The organism is Brevundimonas sp. (assembly GCF_019636155.1).
GTDB lineage: Bacteria > Pseudomonadota > Alphaproteobacteria > Caulobacterales > Caulobacteraceae > Brevundimonas.
Genome location: NZ_JAHBYB010000003.1, coordinates 317,444 through 332,563 on the forward strand (window position 1 = coordinate 317,444; position 15,120 = coordinate 332,563).

The window sequence follows — 15,120 nt, forward strand, 5'->3', positions numbered from 1 at the left end:
GGGGACGGCCCGTTCCCTGTCGAACCCTGACGAAGGCGTGAGCGAGGAACACCGATGTCGAAACGCAACACTGTCGGCCTGGCCCTGATCGGCCTGGGCCTTCTGGGCCTGACCGCCTGCGGAGACAAGGACAAGACGGCCCACGAGGGGGCGGCGCCCGCCCCGGCCGAGGCGCCGAGGACGGCCGCCCCGGCGACGCCCCGGCTGAAGGCTGGCCTGTGGCGGGTGACCAACGCCGGCGACGGCGCGCCCCAGGGCGTCAGCCGCATGTGCCTGGACGACGCCGTCCAGGCGCGGATGAGCGTGTTCGGGGCCCAGGCGGCCGGCGCCTGCCAACCGACCGAGACCTCAGCCAATCCCGGCGGGGGCTGGCGCTATCGCACCGTCTGCGACCAGTCGGCCCTGGGCGGCGGGACCAGCGTGGCCGAAGGCGTGATGACCGGCGACCTGGCGACCGCCTACGCCAGCCGCACCACGGTGACCACCACCGGCGCCCAGGTGGCGCACATGAACGGGGTGGTGACGATCACGGGCGAGGGCGCCTATGAGGGGCCCTGCCCCGCGGACATGAAGCCGGGCGACATGGTCATTCCCGGCGGCATGAAGTTCAACATGGTCGAGATGGCCGCGGCGGCGGCCAAGATGACGCCGAAACCGGCCGGTTAGGGCGCCCGGTCGCCGGCCAGGGCCAGCAGGCCCAGGACGCTCTTCACCGTGAACCAGACGCTGAGCAGGAACCACAGCAGCAGGAACAGCAGCAGGAAGGGGATGCCGACCAGGACGACGGACAGGACCCCGCTGATCAGGATCAGCACCCACAGGGCGATGGTCCACCAGAAGACCGACCAGAACAGCTGAATCTGGGCGTCCATGTGGGCGCGGGCCAGGCCGGTGGCCGATCCGCGCGCGGCATAGGCCACCACCAGCCCGACCAGGACCAGGATGTTGGCGCTGGGGATCGACAGGATGTAGAGCGCCCAGGCGACCAGGGCGGCGGCCTTGCCCTCGCTCTCGTGGCCGGGCTGGAACCGGGGCTGGTCGGTCATGGGGCGCGGCTCCTTCAGAACAGCCAGTGGCGAGGATCGGATATGGGGCGGCCGGCCTTCAGCCGGAAGACGCCGACGGCGCCCCGCGCCAGGATCCAGAGCGACAGGGCGAACAGGACGAAGACCCCGATATTGACCACGATCAGTATGACCCCCAGCAGGGCGGCAAGCCCGGCGGCCCACAGGGTGCGCTGCTGATAGATGAAATGGCTGCGCGCTAGGGGATCGGCCGGCGGTTCGCGCCCGGTCACGGCCAGAAGGCCGATCAGGGCCGAGACCCCGAAGGTCGGCACGGCGAACAGGATCAGGGCATAGACCGAATAGAGGCTGAGCACCCCCGGGGGCTGGGGCCGGTCCGGTGCGGCGTCCCGGCGCGACGGCGCGGTCACGGGGTCCGGGCGTTCGACCAGCGGCGGCGTGGCGGCGGCGATCGTCGGGGCGGGTTCGTCGGCCCCGTCGAACAGGTCCGGCTCGGGCGCCGGTTCCGGCTGGGCCTCCGGCTCGGGTTCGACCGGGGGTTCCGGCTCGGGCCGGGGCGCGGGCTTGCCCCCCAGGCTGGCGGCCGAGGCGAAGCCGATCAGGTCGTCGTTCCAGTCGTGATCCGAGGCGGGCGCGGACGGCCCGGGCGCATCGACGGGACGGTGGGGATCGCCGGGTTCGGCCATCGGTCTCCTCAAACGCCGACCACGCGGCGGGCCGACAATGGCCGGGCGCGCCGCCGGGCGCAACCGCTCAGCGGCTGAAGACGACGGTGCAGCCCGCCGCCTCGGCGCCGGCCAGGGCGCCGGGCTTGTCGATCGTCACCTCGGCCCGGCGCACGCGCGGGTCGTCCAGACAGGCCAGGGCCAGCCTCTGGGCGAAGGTCTCGACCAGGCCGACATGGCCTTCGGCGGCGATGGCGCGGGCGGCGGCGGCCACGGTCTCGTAGTTGACGGTGTCGGACAGCCGCTCGACCGACTGGGGCGCCAGGGTCAGGCGGACCGAGACCACCAGGGTCTGCAGCCGGCCCTGCTCATGATCATAGACGCCGATGCCCGCCTGGATCGTCAGGCCCCGGACATGGACCGTCAGCCCTTCGGGGCGCGGATCGGCGTCGGGGGCGGGAAAGGCGGCGACGGGCTGGGTCACGCGTGGGTCACTCCGGGTCGCCGGCCTGGATGTCGGGGGTGCGCCAGCCCAGGTGCTGGCCGCCGTCGACGGCGATCATCTGGCCCGTCACATGGTCGGCGTCAATCAGCCAGAGCACCGCCTGGGCCACCGCCTCGGGACGGATCGGGCGCTGCAACAGGGTGCTGGCCGCCTCGGCCGCGAACTCGGCCGGGGTCTGGTGGATCGAAGGCAGGGTCGGTCCGGGACCGACGCCGTTGACCCGGATGCGCGGGGCCAGGGCCTGGGCCAGGGTGCGGGTGGCCCACCACAGGCCGTTGCGCGACAGGGCGTAGGAGACGAAGCGGGGGTCCGGCTTCAGCACCCGCTGGTCCAGCAGGTTGACGATGGCCGATCCGTCCGGGGCCTGGGCGGCGAAGGTCTCGGCCAGGACCAGGGGGGCGCGCAGGTTGGTCTCGATATGCGCGTCCCAGATGGCGCGATCCAGGGCGCCGACCCGGTCGTCGCGGAACACCGAAGCGTTGTTGACCAGGACCGACAGGGGGCCGAGGGCGGCGACGGCCCGGCCGACCAGGGCGCGCGCCTGGGCCTCGTCGGCCAGGTCGGCCTGGATGACGGCGGCGCGGACGCCAAGGGCGCGCGCCTCTTCGGCCGCCCGCGCGGCGTCGGATTCGGAATCGCGATGATGGACGGCGACATCCCACCCGGCGCGCGCCAGGGTCAGGACGATGGCCCGGCCGATGCGCCGCGACCCGCCCGTGACCAGGGCCGCGCCGCGACGGGCGGCGGCCTCAGTCAACCCGGCCGAACTCGACGAAGTTGATCACGGCCAGGACGGCGACGAAGCCGAGGATGACGGCGATGGCCAGCATGAGGAAACTCCCGATCTTGCGCCCGCAATAAAGCGCCGGAGGGTCGGGTTCAAGCCGAGGGTGCGCCGCGGCGCGACGGATGCTAGCCAGGGGCCATGAACCCCATGATCTTCTTCATCGTCGCCATCGTCCTGGCCGGGGGTGCGACCGCCCTGCAGGCGCCGACCAACGCCCGGCTGATGGCGGCCGTCGGGTCGCCGGTGAACGCGGCCTTCGTCTCCTTCGCCGTGGGGACCGTGGCCCTGGGCGTCCTGGCCCTGATGATGCAGGCGCGGCCCGACGTGGCGGCGGCCCGGGCCCTGCCCTGGTGGGCCTGGGTCGGGGGTCTTTATGGGGCGATCTTCGTGGTGGCGGCGACCTGGGGCGTGCCGCGGCTGGGGGTGGCCCTGACCATCACCCTGATGGTGGCGGGGCAGCTTCTGATCGGGCTGATCCTGGACCATTTCGGCGCCTTCGGCGTGCCGCGCCAGCCGATGAACCTGGGGCGTCTGGCCGGGGCCGCCCTGGTCATCGCCGGGGTGGTGATGGTGCGCCGGTTCTGACCCGCTGCACGGCGGCGCGCCCGAGCCTATATTGGCGGCGATGACCGAGGCGACGCCCGAAACCGAATCGGCCCTGAAGGCGGCCGATCTGATCCGCGACGAGGCGCGCCGGGCGCCGGACAAGCCGGGCGTCTATCGCATGTACGGCGAGGACGGGTCGTGCCTGTATGTCGGCAAGGCGCGCAGCCTGAAGAAGCGCATCCTGCAATATGCCCAGGGGCGGTTTCACACCCAGCGCATCGGCCTGATGGTGTCGCAGACCCGGTCGATGCAGCTGGTGGTCACGGCGACCGAGACCGAGGCCCTGCTGCTGGAATCCAACTTCATCAAACAGCTGAAGCCCCGCTTCAATGTGGTGCTGCGCGACGACAAATCCTTCGCCGAACTGATGATCCGCAAGGACCATCGCGCGCCCCAGGTGCGCAAACATCGCGGGGCCCACACGATCAAGGGCGACTATTTCGGGCCCTTCGCCTCGACCTGGGCGGTGAACCGGACGCTGAACACCCTGCAGAAGGCCTTTCTGCTGAGGTCGTGTTCGGACAGCGTCTACGAGACGCGCACCCGACCCTGCATGCTGCATCAGATCAAGCGCTGCTCGGCGCCCTGCACCGGCCTGATCGGGCTGGAGGAATACGGGGCGCTGGTGGACGAGGCCGAGGCCTTTCTGCGCGGCAAGTCGCGGGCCGTGATCGGCCGCCTGTCGGCCGAGATGCAGGCGGCGTCCGACGAGATGGATTTCGAACGGGCGGCCCGGGTGCGCGACCGCATCCGCGCCCTGTCGGCCATCAGCATGGAGAATTCCGTCAGCGCCGAAGGCCTGGCCGAGGCCGACGTCTTCGCCCTGCACGCCGAGGGGGGGCAGGCCTGCGTCCAGGTCTTCTTCTATCGCGGCGGCCAGAACTGGGGCGGCCGGGCCTATTTCCCGCGCGTGGACAAGAGCGACGCCGACGCCGCCATCCTGTCGGCCTTCCTGGGCCAGTTCTATGAGGACAAGCCGGTCCCGCGCCTGATCCTGGCCAATGTCCTGCCGCTGGAGCAGGCCTTGCTGGAAGAAGCCTTCTCGCTGAAGGCCAAACAGGACGATGGTCGCCGCGTGGTCTCGATCGAACAGCCCCGGCGGGGGGATCGCAAGGCGCTGGTCGATCACGCCCTGACCAATGCGAAGGAGGCCCTGGGGCGGCGGCTGGCCGAAAGCTCGGCGCAAGGGAAGATCCTGGACGAGGTGTGCGAGGCCTTCGGCCTGGACGCCCGGCCCGAGCGGATCGAGATCTACGACAACGCCCACATCCAGGGCACGAACGCCGTGGGCGGCATGGTGGTGGCGGGGCCGGAGGGATTCCGGAAAAGCCAGTACCGCAAATTCAACATCAAGGGCGCCGATCTGACGCCGGGCGACGACTACGGCATGATGCGCGAGGTGATGCGCCGCCGGTTCAGCCGCCTGGTCAAGGACGAGGACGAGGGCGAGGCGGTCGAGCGGCCGGACCTGCTGCTGATCGACGGCGGGGCGGGGCAGCTGGCCGAGGTGCTGAAGGTCATGGCCGACCTGGGCGTCGACGACATCGCCGTGGTCGGGGTGGCCAAGGGGCCGGATCGGGACGCGGGGATGGAGAAATTCTTCATGCCGGGCAAGCCGCCCTTCATGCTGCCGCTGAAGTCGCCGGCCCTGTATTACCTGCAACGGCTGCGGGACGAGGCGCACCGCTTCGCCAACGGCGCCCACGCCAAGCGCCGGTCGATGGACATCAAGCGCAATCCGCTGGACGAGATCGAGGGCGTCGGGCCGGGGCGCAAGAAGGCCCTGCTGCACGCCTTCGGCTCGGCCAAGGGGGTGTCGCGCGCGGCGGTGGCCGACCTGGTCAAGGTGGATGGCGTCAGCGAGGCCCTGGCCCAGCGCATCCACGCCTTCTTCCGTCGCGGTTAGGGATCAGGTCCAGGGGTTGATGATCGCGACGCCCAGGCCGTCAAAATCCCGAACATTTCGCGTCACGACGATCAGGCCGGCCTGGACGGCGGTGGCGCCGATCAATGCATTGATCGGCGACACCTTGCCTCGAGCGCCGAGGCGGCCCCAGACCTGAGCGGTCTGGGCGTCCACGGGCAGCACGCGGGGGCCAAGCCATGCGACAAGGTCCTCTTCCAGCCAACGCATCAGGCTTTCGCGCTTCGGACTTGAGGAAAGCATTTCCACGCCGCGCCGAATCTCGCCGATGCAAAGGACGCTGGTGTGGATGTCGTGCGTAGGGAGCCGGTCCAGCCAGGCGACGAAGCCGGGGTTTGCACGCGGTTTGGCGGCCTCCGACAGGGCCACGGTGTCGAACAGCCACATCAATCGATCTCCCGCCACGGCGCGGATCGCTCAGGCGGCTCAATCGGCTGATCGGACAGGGGCGACGCCAGCATGAATTGGCGGAAGGTTCGAGCCGCTTCGGAGACTCCAGCCAGGTCGGCTTCGGCCAGGATGGCGTCGAGCTCCCTGCGGAGCGACCGCAGGGCGGCGGCGTCGATCGCGTCGGCGGTCGAAAAGGGGACGGGCTTGGCGAAGGTCTCCTGTCCGGTCTGGGGCGAGCGTGGGCGGAAGCCGGCCTGTTCCAGCCGACCCCGAAGGCGGCGCGCCTCGGCCAGGCCTTCGCCATAGAACTGGATGCCGACCAGATCCTTACGCGAGCGGATTTGGGACGTGGCCCAATATCGAACACCCGGGCGAACAGGGACCGAGCGCTGATAGCGGCCGCTGGCGGCCTGGGTCGCAGGGCGAAGGTTGAGGGTGGCGAGAAGCGCTCGGGCGCGCGTTTCAACCGTGATCATTTCAGTTCCTCCGACGAAATTCATAAAAATATGAACTACGAAATAATCTTTGTCCAGGGATCGATTGAGGCCCTGTCCGCTAGAGCGCTAGAAGACGCCATGACCCAGGGACCGAACGATCCGCTGCTGAAGGGCTATCGCCGCTTCCGCGACCTGCGCTGGCCGGAGGCGCACGCCGAATACGAGGCCCTGGCGGCCGGGCAGAAGCCGCACACATTGATCGTCGCCTGTTCCGACAGCCGGGCCGACCCGGCCCTGATCTTCGACGCCGCGCCGGGCGAACTGTTCGTGGTGCGCAACGTCGCCAACCTGGTCCCGCCCTATCAGCCGGACGGCCAACTGCACGGGGTGTCGGCGGCCCTGGAGTTCGGGGTCAAGGTGCTGGAGGTCGGGCGGATCGTCATCATGGGCCATGCCTATTGCGGCGGGGTCACGGCGATGCGAACCGGAACCCCGGCCAGTTGCCGCGACTTCGTCGGCCCCTGGGTCGACCAGGGCGCCGAGGTCGTGCGCCGGGTCTGCGAATCCGTGCCGCCCCAGGAGGCCGAGCGGGCCTCGGAAGAGGCGGTGGTGCGGCTGTCGATCGAGAACCTGCGCACCTTCCCCTGGATCGCCGAGCGCGAGGCGGCCGGGACCCTGCGGCTGACCGGCCTGCATTTCGGCATCGCCGACGGGGTGCTGAGCGCCCTGACCGCCGCGCCGCGGTTCGAGCGGCTGGGCTGATTCGCCAGAAGTAGTGAAATCCACTACATTGGGGGGATGGATATTCAGGTCCCCGCCGCCGAGGCCAATCGCAGCTTCTCCGAACTGCTGCGACGCGTGCAGAACGGCGAGAGCGTTTCGGTGACGCGTCATGGGCGGCCCGTGGCCCGGATCGTGCCGGCCGAGGATATCTCGGATGCGGCGGTCCGCCGCCGTCGAAGCCAGCAGGCGGCGGCCTATCTGAAGCGCGCATCGGCGCGGCCGGTGGTCGATATCGGTCCCTGGACCCGAGACGAGCTTTACGACCGTTGAAGGTCGCCCTGGACACCAATGTCCTGGTCTATGCCGAGGGCCTGAACGGTCCCGCCAAGGCCGCCGTGGCGCGTCGGCTGCTGGGGCAGGTTCTGGCGGACGCCTGCCTGCCTGTGCAGGTCGCGGCCGAATTCTACAACGTTCTTACGCTGAAGGCCGGTGTGGCCCGCACGGAGGCGGTGGGGATCGTTTCCAGCCTGACCGAAATGACCACCCCCTTGGCGACCACCCCCGCCGTATTGGCCGAGGCCCTGGAACTTGCGGCCAGCGCCCGGTTCAGAATCTTCGACGCCCTGATCCTGGCCACCGCCGCATCGGCCGGATGCATCCTTCTGTTGTCCGAAGACTTGCAGGACGGATTCGTCTATCGCGGGACGACCGTCGCCAACCCCTTCGCCGAGACGCCGCATCCCCTGCTGGCGTCCGTGCTGGAAACCCTGAGCGGGAGACCGGAATGACCCCCAATCCGCACGCCAACCCCCTGCCCAACATCCTGACCGGCCTGCGGCTGGTGGCCGGGGTGGTGATGTTCGTCATGATGGCCGGGGCCGCGCCGGGGGCGCTGGACACCTGGCTGTCGCCCGAGACCCAGGCCCGGTTCGGCATCTGGGCCTTCTGGATCTTCGTGGTCGCGGCCTCGACCGACTGGCTGGATGGCTGGCTGGCGCGGCGCTGGAACGCGGCCACCCGCTGGGGCGCCATCCTGGACCCGATCGCGGACAAGGTTCTGATCACCGGCGCGATCCTGGGGGTGCTGGCCTCGGGCTCCCTGCCGGGCATCGCCCTGCCGTGCGGCCTGATCCTGTTCCGCGAGTTCGCCGTCTCGGCCCTGCGCGAAACGGTGGCCGGATCGGTCAAGCTGCCGGTGACCCTGATGGCCAAATGGAAGACCACGGTGCAGATGATCGCCCTGGCGGCGCTTCAGCTGACCCTGCTGTGGGGCGCCTTCGGCCTGCTGGAGGCCGACGGTTCGCCCCTGGCCTGGCAGGGGCCGTTCGAGAGCTTCGCCGTCTTCCTGATCTGGTTCGCGGCGGTGATCACGGTCTGGACCGGAATTCAGTATTTCCGCGAAGCCCGGCGGCAGATGGGCTGAGCCGCCGGCGCGGCCCAGCCCGATGGCTCACTCGGCCTCCAGCTCCTCCAGAAGGCGGCCCATGCCGTAGACGTCGCGCAGGGCGGCGGCGACGGCGGCGGTGGTGACGATCACGCTGCGGTTCACATTGCGGTCGTAGCCGTAGGCGTTGCGCTGGCTCATCACGGTGGAGTCGAAATTGGCGCCCAGGATCTCCATCCGCTCGGTGATCACCGGCGAGCCGGACGAGCCGCCGATGGTGTCGGACGACACCGCCATGTTCAGCACCGTATCCGGATCGATCCGGTCCCGGGCCGCCAGCAGGCGCGGCGCGGCCTGGAAGGGGACGGCCCCGGTGGCGCGGTTCCACAGCTGGCCGAAGGTGGTGAAGGGGCCGAATTTCTGGCCCGGAACGTCCGAGCCCTCGATCAGGCCGAAACTGACCCTCAGGGTGCCGGTGGCGTCGGGGTAGACGCTGTCGCCATAGGCGGCGAAACGGGCGGCGGCCAGAGCCTCCGAGGCCCGGTCGGTGGGGCCGTCCACGCGGTCTTCCCACTCGGCGCGGATCGCCCGGGTCGGCGCCTGGATGGCCAGGGCGAACCGGATCATCGGATCGTCCGACGCCTCGATGGCGGCCAGGCCTCCGTCCCACAGGGCGCGACGCACCGCCGGGTCGGCCAGGCGCGTCCCCTCGACCAGCCGGGCCGAAAGGGCCTCGGGCGATTCGGCGCCCAGCAGGGCCTCCACCCGCGGATCGTCGGCGGTCAGGACCTCGCGGGTCTTGGACAGCCACCATTCCATCTGCAGCTGGTTCAGGGTCGGATAGCTGGGGCGTTCGGCCATCAGCCCGCTCTCGACCCCGCGCAGGCGGCTGTCGGCGTATTCGGGCAGGCGCTGTTCGGACGGCTTGGCGCGTTCCTGGGCGGCGCGCACCAGGGTGCGGGCCCAGCTGAACAGGGCCGATCCGCCGCCTGCCCGGCTTTCCAGCATGTGATAGGCGGGGAACAGGTCGCGATAGTCGTCCTGAACCGCCGACAGGGCGCCCCAGGGATCGCCCGCCTCGGCGGCGATGGCCGGATCGGCGGCGACGCGGGCGCGGAAATCCGCCTCGGCCTGCTCGCGCTGGGCGATGAAGCCGGCGTCGACCAGGGCCTTCATCCGCCCCATGCCGCGCTTGAAGGTGTTCTCGACCCCGCTGAGGGCGCCGAAGGCCATGAATTCGTTCTCGGCGCTCTCCTCCGAGAAGCGGATCAGCCGGCCGCGGAGTTCGGAGCTGATGATCTGGTCCAGCGGCAGGTAGACGTCGCGCACCGTCGCCACCTGGTCCTGGGTCAGCAGCCGCTGGGTCGCGCCCGGGGTTCCCACCACGAAGACGGGCGTCCGCTCGACCGGACGGTCAGAGGTCCATTTGAAATGGTTGGGCGTCGCCGCCGGGCGGCCGTCCTCATAGACGCGGATGAAGGCCGCATCGATCGAGTAGCGGGGGAAGCTGAAATTATAGGGGTCGCCGCCGAAATCGGCCGCCGCCGCCTCGGGCGCGAAGGCCAGGCGCACGTCGGAATAGCGTTTGTAGGTATAGAGTTTGAACTGGCCGCCCCGGTACAGGCTGACCACCTGGCAGCGCCGGTCGCGGTCGTCACCGCAGGCCTCACGCTCGATCCGGCCCGCCTCGGCGTCGCGCGCCTGGGTGAAGGCCAGGCCCGACAGGCCCTCGCCGGCCTTGTGCATCCGTTCGGTGACGTCGCCGATGTCGGTCAGGACGTCGACCGTGCCGCCGGGGCATTTCAGTTCCTCCTCGCGGCTGCGCGGCGCGAACCCCGTCTCGGTGTAGTTGGTGGCCGTGGTCGACAGGTCGGCGACGCACGACCGGACGCAGTGGTTGTTGGTCATCAGCAGGCCCTCGCCCGAGACGAAGCCGGCCGAGCAGCCGCCGTATTTGGCCGCGCTGAGCTGGACCCGGTCCAGGAAGGCCTGGTCGATATTGGTGCCCAGCAGCTGGTTGGCGCGGGCGATGGGGAAGTTGTCCAGCGTCCACATCCCCTCTTCGGCGCGGACCGGGGCGGCCGCCAGGGCGGTGATGGCGGCGCCCGCCACGGTGGCGAGGATGGCGGCCTGGATCAGGGCGGGGTTGCGCATGGAGGGTCTCCGGCGACGAGGAACAGGGCGGCCGCAACCTGCCCCCGCGGCGCCGAGGCGGTCAACCGCGGACGACTTTCCCCGCAGGAAGTTCGGCGGCTTACCCCGATTTAACTTGGCCGAAACAGGGTGCGCCTGCACATAGCGAAAATACTCCTTTGCAAGCGTTCCGCGAATGTCCCTGGCCCTGTCCACCCTGCTGTTCGAATGGCGGCGCTATATGGCGGCGGTCATGGCCCTGGCGCTGTCGGGCCTGCTGGTCCTGGCCATGACCGGGGTCTTCATCGGCATCGGCAAGGGCTTCACCGCCACCATCGAACGGTCGGGCGCGGACATCATCGTCATGCAGCCGGGCGCCAAGAGCCTGATCGGCGGGCCGTCGGGCGTGCCGCGCCGGTTCATTCCCCTGGTCTACAACCATCCCGAGGTGGTCGAGGTCCAGCCGCTGGACGGCGCCGGCGGCACCTTCCAGTCGGTCAAGAACGTCGATCCCACCCTGAGCCAGGCCGACCGCGCCCGTCAGGGCGCACCGCGCCAGCAGTTCGTCCAGTCGATGGTCATCGACACCACGCCCGGATCGGTCACCATCCCCACCGACTATTCGACCGAATTGGTCGAGGCCCTGCGCCAGCCTTATACGGTCGCGGTCGATGAGACGGCCCTGCCCAAGCTGGGCGTCAAGCTGGGCGACAAGGCCCTGTACAACGGCCAGACCGTGACCGTGATCGCGGTCACCCGCGGCTATCCCAACATGATGCAGGCGACGATCGTCATGTCGCGCGACACCCTGCGGATGCTGGGCCAGGCCGACACCGGGCCTCGCGTCGGCCCCCTGATGGTCAAGCTGAAGAACCCCGCCAACGCCGAGATCGTGGCGGCCCAACTGAACGCCATGGGCAACGGCCAATGGAAGGCCTGGACCAAACAGGGGTTGGCCGACGCCAACGCCAGCGCCATGTTCGAGGAAGGCATTCTGGTCATCATCATCGGCGGCTGTGTGGTGCTGGGCACCATCATCGGCGTGGCCATCACCTGGCAGACCCTGCGCGGCGCCATCATGGCCAACATCAAGGAGTTCGCCTCCCTGCGCGCCCTGGGCGTCGGCATGGGCTCGCTGAACCGGATCGTGATGGAGCTCAGCTTCTGGGTCGGGGTGGTCGGCGTGGGCGCCGCGATCCTTCTGACCTGGCTGGTGTCGCTGCTGGCCATGGCCAATGCGGTCATCATCGCCCTGCCTCTCAGCCTGCTGCTTGTGGTGGGCGGCGGACTGGTCGTGATCGCCATGCTGTCGGGCCTGCTGTCGATGGGCGTCCTCAAGAACAGCCAACCCGCGGACCTGCTGCGATGAGCCATACCAAATCGCACGGAAAGCACGGCGACTTCGCCATCGAGGCCACGGGCCTGGTCAAGCGGTTCAAGTCGGGCAAGAGCTTCGTCGAGGTGCTGAAGGGCGTGGACTTCGACGCCCGCCACGGCGACCTGACCATGGTCATGGGGCCGTCCGGCTCGGGCAAGTCGACCCTGATCGCCGCCCTGTCGGGCCTGCTGCGGCCCGAGGAAGGCCGCGTCGACATCCTGGACATCGACAATCTGTGGAAACTGTCCAACGGCCGCATCGACCGCTTCCGGCTGGAGAACTGCGGCTTCATCTTCCAGGGCTTCAACCTGTTCCCGGCCCTGACGGCGCTGCAGCAGGTCGAGACGGTGCTGAAATTCCAGGGACAGAGCCCGGACAAGGCCCGCAAGCGCGCCGCCCTGGCGCTGGAGGAAGTCGGGCTGGGCCATCGCCTGCACCAGCGGCCCGCGGCCCTGTCGGGCGGCGAGAAGCAGCGGGTGGCCATCGCCCGCGCCCTGGCCAAGGACCCGCAGATCCTGTTCGCCGACGAACCGACCTCGGCCCTGGACGGCGAGAACGGCCAGGTGGTCATCCGCCTGCTGCGCCGGGCCGCCACCGAACACGGCGCCGCCGTCATCTGCGTGACCCACGACCCGCGCCTGGAGGCCTGGGCCGACCGGGTGATCCATATCGAGGACGGCGTCATCACCGACGACCAGCGCCGCACCCCCAACCCCGACGCCGCCCTGGCGTCCCACTGATTTCCGCCTAGGACACAGACATGCCCGCCTTCCTGAAAAACAAGTGGCTCTGGATCGGCCTGGTCCTGATCGTCGCCCTCTTCATCGGCTTCAGCATGATGCAGAAGGGCAATGCCGCGAAGAAGGCGGCGCAGGAGAAGGCCGCGGCCGAAAAGGTGGCCAGCCCCTACGCCGCCGTGGCCAACGGCAAGGTCGATGTCGAGGGCGGCATCATCCAGATCGCGGCCCGCCGCGGCGGGGTGGTGCGCGAAGTGCTGGTGCAGGAAGGCGACCGCGTCACCGCCGGCCAGATCCTGGCCCGCCAGGAAGACGACGAACCGCGCCTGGCCCTGCAACGGGCCAACGCCGAGGTGGCCCAAGCCGAGAGCCAGCTGGCCGCCATCCGCGTCGACATCAACACCGCTCAGCGCGAGCTGGAGCGGCTGCAGCGGCTGGTCGACACCAATTTCGTCGCCGCCCAGCGGGTCGATCAGGCCCGCGACGCCGTGGCCGCGGCCCAGGCCCGTCTGGGCTCGCAACAGGCCAGCGTCCAGACCGCGCGCGCACGGCTGAACGAGGCCGCCTACAATCTGGAGCTGACGGTCATCCGCGCGCCGATGAGTGGCCGGATCGTGCGCCGCTACGCCAATCCCGGCGCCGGCGCCTCGACCCTGAACGTCTCGACCATGTTCGACCTGGAGCCCGACGCCCCGCGCATCGTCCGCGCCGAGATCGTGGAAAGCGACATCCCCAACATCACCGTGGACCAGGCCGTCGAAATCCAGCCCGAGGGCGACCCGACCAAGGTCTATGTCGGCGCCGTCCTGCGCCGCGCGGCGGTGTTCGGCGCCCGCAAGCTGGCCTCGGACGACCCCAGCCAGCGTTCGGACGAACGGGTGGTCGAGGTGGTGGTCTCGGCCGGCGACGCCCCCCTGCTGATCGGCCAGAGGGTGCTGGTGAAATTCATGAAACCGGGCCAGGCGGCGGGCGCCCCGCGCACCACGGCGGCCGGCGTCGGCCCCGACCGCGCCATGCGGGTTCCGGCGCGCAAGGCGGAATAGGCGACATGCGGGCCTGACGAGCGGACGGACTCCGTTCCGTCCCGGGCGATCCGGCCTTAGAGAGCAGGGATGACCCCTCCTCTCGCTCACGCCGACGTCGCCAAGGCCGCCCTTCCGGCCGTGGTTCGGCGCGACCTGCCCTGGCGCGATCCCCTGGCGGTGGCGGCCGGTCTGGCGGACCGCGACGGCGCGCTCGCCCTGCTATCGGACGGCGCTCCGCACGGGCGCTGGTCCTGGGTCGCCGCCGATCCGGACCGGGTCTTCATCGGCGCGCGAGACCCCGAGACCGCCTTCGCCGATCTGGAGGCTTTCGGGCCGGGGACGGTCGGCCTGGCGTCCTATGACCTGGGCGCCCGGCCGGCGACCGGCCGACGGCCGGATGTCTGGCCCGACCTGATGCTGGCTCGCTATCCGGCCATGCTGGGCTTCGACCTGCACCAGAGACGGGCCGTGGCCGTCGGCCGGGGCGTGGATGCGGATGCGGCGCGGACCGCCGCCGACCGCGCCGCCGCCTGGACGGAAGCCACTGTCCCGACCCCGGGTCCGCCGGCCCTGTCGTTCGACGAAGAGGCGTCCGGCGCCGACTATCGCGCGGCCGTGGCCGAGGTCGTCGGGCGGATCGCGGCCGGGGAGCTGTTCCAGGCCAATATCGCCCGCGCCTGGACCGGGCGGCTGGCGGAAGGGGCCGATCCCTTCGATGCCTTCGTGCGGCTGCAGGTCGGCCGAGCCTCGGCCTATGGCGCCTTCTGGCGGCTGGGCGACCGGGCCCTGGTGTCGAACTCGCCCGAACTGTTCCTGGCCTTCGACGGGCGCCGGATCGAGGCCCGACCGATCAAGGGCACCCGCGCGCGCGGGGCCGATGCGGCGGCCGACGCCGCCCTGGCCGCCGAACTGGCCGCCAGCGCCAAGGACCGGGCCGAGAACCTGATGATCGTCGATCTGATGCGCAACGATCTGGCCCGCGCCGCCCGGCCCGGCTCGGTGGCGGCCGAACGCCTGTTCGAGATCGAGACCCTGCCGACCGTCCATCACCTGGTCTCGACGGTGACGGCCGAGGCCGCGCCCGGCGTCGGGTCGGCCGAGATCCTGGCCGCCGCCTTTCCACCCGGCTCGATCACCGGAGCGCCGAAGCATCAGGCCATGAAGGTCATCGCGGCCCATGAGCCGCCGCGCGGACCCTGGTGCGGATCCCTATTCCTGGCCGGGGACGACGGCGCCCTGACGGCTTCGGTCCTGATCCGGACGGCGGCCTTCCAGCGGCGGGCGGACGGTTGGCGCTTCCGCACCCTGGCCGGGGCCGGGATCGTCGCCGACAGCGATCCGGCCGCCGAACTGGCGGAGACCGAGGCCAAGATCGCCGCCCTCCGCCAGGCCCTGACGGGC

The 15,120-nt window shown here is 70.3% G+C and carries 18 protein-coding genes; 11 read left to right on the forward strand and 7 right to left on the reverse strand.

Annotated features, from left to right (window positions below):
* Positions 1-54 precede the first annotated feature (54 nt).
* Positions 55-666 (forward strand): DUF3617 domain-containing protein, encoded by a 612-nt coding sequence (locus KF910_RS05495; RefSeq protein WP_292259411.1) that lies wholly within the window; start codon positions 55-57, stop codon positions 664-666.
* Here the strand turns inward: KF910_RS05495 and KF910_RS05500 are convergent.
* From KF910_RS05500 to KF910_RS05515, 4 genes are all read right to left on the reverse strand, one after another.
* Positions 663-1,046: a hypothetical protein gene (locus KF910_RS05500; protein WP_292259413.1), complete on the reverse strand. Its 384-nt coding sequence runs from the start codon at positions 1,044-1,046 to the stop codon at positions 663-665. The genes KF910_RS05495 and KF910_RS05500 overlap by 4 nt on opposite strands.
* A gap of 14 nt (positions 1,047-1,060) precedes the next feature.
* A complete protein-coding gene (locus KF910_RS05505) occupies positions 1,061-1,711 on the reverse strand; it encodes a hypothetical protein (protein WP_292259414.1) in 651 nt (216 codons plus the stop codon).
* Positions 1,712-1,778: 67 nt separating this feature from the next.
* Entirely contained in the window at positions 1,779-2,174 is a 396-nt protein-coding gene (gene folB, locus KF910_RS05510; protein WP_292259416.1) for a dihydroneopterin aldolase, read from the reverse strand.
* A 7-nt stretch (positions 2,175-2,181) separates the two neighbouring features.
* Positions 2,182-2,952: an SDR family oxidoreductase gene (locus KF910_RS05515; RefSeq protein ID WP_292259418.1), complete on the reverse strand. Its 771-nt coding sequence runs from the start codon at positions 2,950-2,952 to the stop codon at positions 2,182-2,184.
* A 168-nt stretch (positions 2,953-3,120) separates the two neighbouring features.
* Between KF910_RS05515 and KF910_RS05520 the strand changes: the two genes are divergently transcribed.
* Positions 3,121-3,567, forward strand: a complete 447-nt coding sequence (locus KF910_RS05520) for a DMT family transporter (protein ID WP_292259419.1) — start codon at positions 3,121-3,123, stop codon at positions 3,565-3,567.
* Between the two features lie 40 nt (positions 3,568-3,607).
* Positions 3,608-5,494: an excinuclease ABC subunit UvrC gene (gene uvrC / locus KF910_RS05525; protein WP_292259467.1), complete on the forward strand. Its 1,887-nt coding sequence runs from the start codon at positions 3,608-3,610 to the stop codon at positions 5,492-5,494.
* Between the two features lie 3 nt (positions 5,495-5,497).
* On the opposite strand, the gene KF910_RS05530 is transcribed toward uvrC, so the two are convergent.
* Positions 5,498-5,899 (reverse strand): type II toxin-antitoxin system VapC family toxin, encoded by a 402-nt coding sequence (locus tag KF910_RS05530; protein WP_292259421.1) that lies wholly within the window; start codon positions 5,897-5,899, stop codon positions 5,498-5,500.
* Positions 5,899-6,378: a hypothetical protein gene (locus KF910_RS05535; protein WP_292259423.1), complete on the reverse strand. Its 480-nt coding sequence runs from the start codon at positions 6,376-6,378 to the stop codon at positions 5,899-5,901. The genes KF910_RS05530 and KF910_RS05535 overlap by 1 nt, the downstream gene beginning before the upstream one ends.
* 99 nt (positions 6,379-6,477) lie before the next feature.
* On the opposite strand from KF910_RS05535, the gene KF910_RS05540 reads away from it, so the two are divergent.
* From KF910_RS05540 to pgsA, 4 genes are read left to right on the forward strand one after another with little or no spacing between them, the layout of a single operon-like run.
* Positions 6,478-7,101 (forward strand): carbonic anhydrase, encoded by a 624-nt coding sequence (locus KF910_RS05540; protein WP_292259424.1) that lies wholly within the window; start codon positions 6,478-6,480, stop codon positions 7,099-7,101.
* Positions 7,102-7,137: 36 nt separating this feature from the next.
* Entirely contained in the window at positions 7,138-7,392 is a 255-nt protein-coding gene (locus KF910_RS05545; RefSeq protein ID WP_292259426.1) for a type II toxin-antitoxin system Phd/YefM family antitoxin, read from the forward strand.
* A complete protein-coding gene (locus KF910_RS05550) occupies positions 7,389-7,850 on the forward strand; it encodes a PIN domain-containing protein (protein ID WP_292259427.1) in 462 nt (153 codons plus the stop codon). The genes KF910_RS05545 and KF910_RS05550 overlap by 4 nt, the downstream gene beginning before the upstream one ends.
* On the forward strand, positions 7,847-8,485 hold the full coding sequence (gene pgsA / locus KF910_RS05555) for a CDP-diacylglycerol--glycerol-3-phosphate 3-phosphatidyltransferase (protein ID WP_292259429.1): 639 nt from the start codon (positions 7,847-7,849) through the stop codon (positions 8,483-8,485). Before KF910_RS05550 ends, pgsA begins: the two co-directional genes overlap by 4 nt.
* Positions 8,486-8,512: 27 nt before the next feature.
* Here the strand turns inward: pgsA and KF910_RS05560 are convergent, their stop codons facing one another.
* The gene (locus tag KF910_RS05560; RefSeq protein ID WP_292259431.1) at positions 8,513-10,600 is read right to left on the reverse strand and encodes a S46 family peptidase; all 2,088 of its coding nucleotides are present in this window, start codon (positions 10,598-10,600) and stop codon (positions 8,513-8,515) included.
* Between the two features lie 175 nt (positions 10,601-10,775).
* Here KF910_RS05560 and KF910_RS05565 point away from each other — a divergent pair, with 175 nt between their 5' ends.
* The 4 genes from KF910_RS05565 to KF910_RS05580 all read left to right on the forward strand — a co-directional run.
* Positions 10,776-11,948 (forward strand): ABC transporter permease, encoded by a 1,173-nt coding sequence (locus KF910_RS05565; protein ID WP_292259433.1) that lies wholly within the window; start codon positions 10,776-10,778, stop codon positions 11,946-11,948.
* Positions 11,945-12,697 carry an ABC transporter ATP-binding protein gene (locus tag KF910_RS05570; RefSeq protein WP_292259434.1) on the forward strand — a complete coding sequence of 251 codons (753 nt, stop codon included), beginning with the start codon at positions 11,945-11,947 and terminating at the stop codon, positions 12,695-12,697. The genes KF910_RS05565 and KF910_RS05570 overlap by 4 nt, the downstream gene beginning before the upstream one ends.
* A 20-nt stretch (positions 12,698-12,717) precedes the next feature.
* Positions 12,718-13,737 carry an HlyD family secretion protein gene (locus KF910_RS05575; protein ID WP_292259436.1) on the forward strand — a complete coding sequence of 340 codons (1,020 nt, stop codon included), beginning with the start codon at positions 12,718-12,720 and terminating at the stop codon, positions 13,735-13,737.
* 69 nt (positions 13,738-13,806) lie between these two features.
* The coding region (locus KF910_RS05580; protein WP_292259437.1) for an anthranilate synthase component I family protein at positions 13,807-15,120 on the forward strand (1,314 nt) is incomplete at its 3' end.